Raw genomic sequence first — 4,096 nt, 5'->3', positions numbered from 1 at the left:
CAGAAGTTGGGGGAAACGCTTAGTATGGCATTTCCTTTGGCAGCCGCTGTCTTGGGTAGTGGAATGAATTTCAGTAGTTTCTATACAGGGGATTCAAGTAAAGTGGCGGGAGGAGCGGTTGATAAACCGCCTGTTAAAATAGAAACCAGTATGGGTAATATCGGAAATGCTGAAGGATGGAGGGATAAACTTACACAAGAGGCAATAACTTGGGAGGGCAAAATCCCCTATTGTTTGGATAGTATAATCACGACCCAGATCTTGGACCATAACAATCCACCCCCGTATATGGATTGTTCAGATTTCACCTCATCGGTTTACCTGACCGTGCTGGGAATAGATATTGGAAGAGACACTAAAACTCAAATAAAAAGAGGTGTAGGAAAGGAATACGATGAATTAAAAGTTGGAGATTTGATATTATTTGATTGGAAGGGTACTAAAGAAGGAGTTGATCATGTAGGAATTTATATTGGAAACGGGGACTTTATTCACGAGACAGGTACGAATGAAAATCGCAATTATCTTACTAATCCTAAACAGAATGTTAGAATTGAAAATTTAAATGATAGCTGGGGAGTACCTTACGGATTATTAAAAGACAATATTTGCGCGATTAGAAGAATAATACAGGATGATGATACTTACATAAATAAAAAAGAAGACGGGAATATACGACTCTCTTTACTGTCAAATGGAAATGAGCCTAATAGCTCAGGCCCTGACATAACTAAGGAAATTTACGAAGGTGTCGACAGCTCATATCTCGGAGCAAGAGTAAATACAGTAATAGATTTACAGAATTTAAGTGAATTGGATATTTTGGCAAGAACAATTTATGGGGAATGTAATAGTGGTAAAAGTGATTATGGACAAGAATCTGTTGCATGGACAATAATTAACAGAATGAACTCTGGAGAATGTGGCGATAGTTACAAGGATGTAGTATTACAAAGGGGACAGTATGCCGCGGTTACCGGAGGATATAATGAAACAAACCTAGCTAGAAACCCTCAAATATCAGATGATGGTTGGAAGAAAGCTGTCTTTATAGCACAATCCATTCTGAATGGTAAGATTGATCAAATCCCCAATCAGATAGGGACAGGAATGTATTTTAGATCCTCAGACTGGTTTGATCCTTCTAATACGTCTCATGTTAAAAATATTAATGGTCAGTATCAACTTTTAGATGGAAAGAGATGGGTGAATATTAAGGATGTTCAAACATTTTCCGGAAATACGTACTTTAATTATGGAACTAGTAACTAAAAATTTGTAAGTTGAGATTTGCTTCATATACAGAATTACGCATCCTGATGAAATTCCGCTAGAAGCTCGTGGTGAATTTAAACCAAGTAAAAGCTCGGATCACGAGCTTTTATTTGGTTTAACCGTTACTTTCCGGACTACTCGCAGGTGTCCAAGGATTGGGAAAGCAAAGCGTTACTCATGGCCATACGCCTGTCTCCAACACCAGAAGAGGTTGTCTTTCCAGGTGCCAGAGGCATTCTTACCCACTGGAGGGCGGAAATCAAGCGGGGGTAGGCATATAAAAGAGCCGAGCAGCTCTCAGCGGCTGGGATGGTGTCCATCAAGCTTTCGGAAGGGCTCTCAGAAGCCTATATGGAGCTAGCAACTTTACTGGAGCAATATGTGTATAGTGTAGACTAAAAACACCCCAAAAGATCAAAGGTATTTCCCCAGAAAATCGTGCAGTGAGGAGCAAAAATCTGCCTCCTCCTCTTGAGAGGTAGAACGAAGGAATGTAAAGGCATAGACCCAGCATGGTATGGGAAGGTGAACCTCGAGGGCAGATATGGAGATCCACAATGTGTTCATACTTTTCTCTGGACAGTTTGGAGAAAAAGCCTCAAGCTCTGTTCCCGCCTAAGCTATTATAGGAAATGGGTCTATGTGCTAAATCCACTGCCTGAACCTCATAGGTTGTCAAAGTTGAAATAGTAAGAATGAGTGAGAAAACAAGAGAAACCATTACTTTAAAGTGGGAGGCGAATGAGGATGCCTAGAATATTATTGATTACTGTAGTGGCTGGGATACTAGCATTTATGTTGATCGCTTGTTCAATGGAGAAGTCGAATTCTTCAAGTTCTCCTTTAACTGAAATTACTTTACCAGAAGCTTCTCTGCCTGAAACTACTTTAAAAGAAACAATTGAAAGCAATAATGTAGTCAGTCGTACGATTCAAGAGGAAACGGATCGTGAAGTTGATAATTTGGTAGCATCTCTGAAGCTGACTCTTAATGATGATATGTGGTACAAAGGGGAGAACTCCTTATTTAAGGCACTTGAAGGCCAGAGTGTACCTGTTGAGTTATACAAAAACCCGAAAAACAACCATAGCCTGCACATTTTGTTTGCCACAAATATAGGAAGGCAACCAAGCGAAACCTCTTTTATTTCTCTTGATGTATTACCAAGTGTGAAAGGCTACTCCAACGAAATATCCAACTATATATTGGAAAGTGATGCAGATAAACTCAAAGATACATTACATAAAAAAGGTTATTCTTATTATAAAAAAACTTTATTGAAAATTGAGCCTGTTTCAAAACCCATATACCCGTCTTTAACAGCATCTCAAAATAAGCAATTGAATAGCATTGAAAAAATAGTGTTTGAAAGTTTGGATGATGAACAGCTTTTCCACGCCGGAGTTTATAAATTATTTATTAGAAATTTTAGAGGAAATGATTATAAAACCAAGGTTGTTATAGAAGATCAAGAGGGGAAACAATGGGTACACGAAATTAGTTTATCGGACGATGGAAAAGTAGGGAGCGGGAAGATTTTCAGTTCAGAGGAATCAAAAGGTTTGAGTTACCAAGCGAATCAATTTAAACAAAACATGGCTGCTGAAAAGACCGTTACCATTAAACACGCGGCCAAACCTGAAAGTATTCAACAACCATCGACTCCTTCAAAGATCGACGTTAATTTTGGGAATAAGCCGATTGTCTATAGAAATGAACAATTAGGATTTGAAATCACTTTTCCTGAATCCTGGAAGAATAAATATGAAATAGTAGAATCAAGCAATGGAGAAACGGGAATGACCGTATTTTATCAACCAACAGATAGCGGTTTGAAAAAAGCGGAGCTCTTTCAAATTTATAACGGGGGAACTGAAGTTGAATGGAATAATTGGTGGAATCATGGCGGAAAAGATAAGGGCGTACCTTTTGAAAAATTGGGTGTTAGTAAAGGTCAGGTTGTAGTAATCCGAACACCAACAGAAATGATCTATAAAGGTACTGAAGAAGAAAAGGAGGCAAAAGCATATGTACAATTATTGCATCAAATTGATGGTATTACAGGTACATTCAGTATAATAAAAAATTAATAAGTCTTCCTAATAAAAGTTATTTTATGATTTTGAAAAAGCTGTATTAGATGTATTGATAGAAAATGAAAGATCCCCAATAAGGTGATTCCCTTAGATCGTATGAGTGTTCTTCAAGGATAAGGTGTTAATCATACGGATTCTGTCCGAACATTGACAAAAGATAATTACTTATAATGGCTGATTACCCAATCTATCAAATAATTCATATTTCGACAAAAACCGCGCAGAATGGTGGGAAAAAATGTCGATAATGAATCAACAGACCTATTTGAAAATAATTACTTTAGAACCATAATAAAAGTATGAATGAAATTTATGGAATTAATAAGGGGCTATTGGCTCCTTTTTATAATTTGTTGGTATTGTCATTGTGGCAATATCCTTATTTGTTTTGCTACTTGGAAGTCTTACATCGTGAGAGAGGACCATTTTCTAAGCTGCGGGTAAACAGAGCTCAGTTGAATACAGAGGAGTGGTAGGAATGACCAAGCTTACGGTGGATCTGGAGGATCTGAAGCCATTAATTAAACAAGCTCAAGATACGAAAGGTAATATAGAGCAGCTCTACAATCAAAGCAAAATTTATTTATCAATAGCACGTTCCGATTCCAATATGACGGAAACCTACTACAGGAACTCCAAGACACAACTGGACACGATTGTGAACGTCTTACAGACGACGTATAACGCTCTGATGGAGCTGCAAGCCGCAGAACCACCCCGAAGT

The 4,096-nt window shown here is 38.0% G+C and carries 3 protein-coding genes; all 3 read left to right on the top strand.

Annotated elements, in window-relative coordinates:
* On the top strand, positions 1-1,272 hold a 1,272-nt coding region (locus tag BK127_RS41640), incomplete at its 5' end, for an NlpC/P60 family protein (RefSeq protein ID WP_179097828.1).
* Between the two features lie 750 nt (positions 1,273-2,022).
* A complete protein-coding gene (locus tag BK127_RS41635; RefSeq protein ID WP_076238502.1) occupies positions 2,023-3,366 on the top strand; it encodes a hypothetical protein in 1,344 nt (447 codons plus the stop codon).
* A 484-nt stretch (positions 3,367-3,850) separates the two neighbouring features.
* A partial coding sequence (locus tag BK127_RS41630) for a hypothetical protein (RefSeq protein WP_144026733.1) occupies positions 3,851-4,096 on the top strand: 246 nt, incomplete at its 3' end.

It is taken from the genome of Paenibacillus sp. FSL H7-0331, assembly GCF_001956045.1.
Note: the sequence above shows the minus strand (reverse complement) of the source record. Positions and strands in the feature narration are given on the sequence as shown.

Excerpts from the sequence above, each read along its gene's own strand:
- BK127_RS41635 (WP_076238502.1), top strand. The coding sequence starts at position 2,023 with ATGCCTAGAATATTATTGATTACTGTAGTGGCTGGGATACTAGCATTT.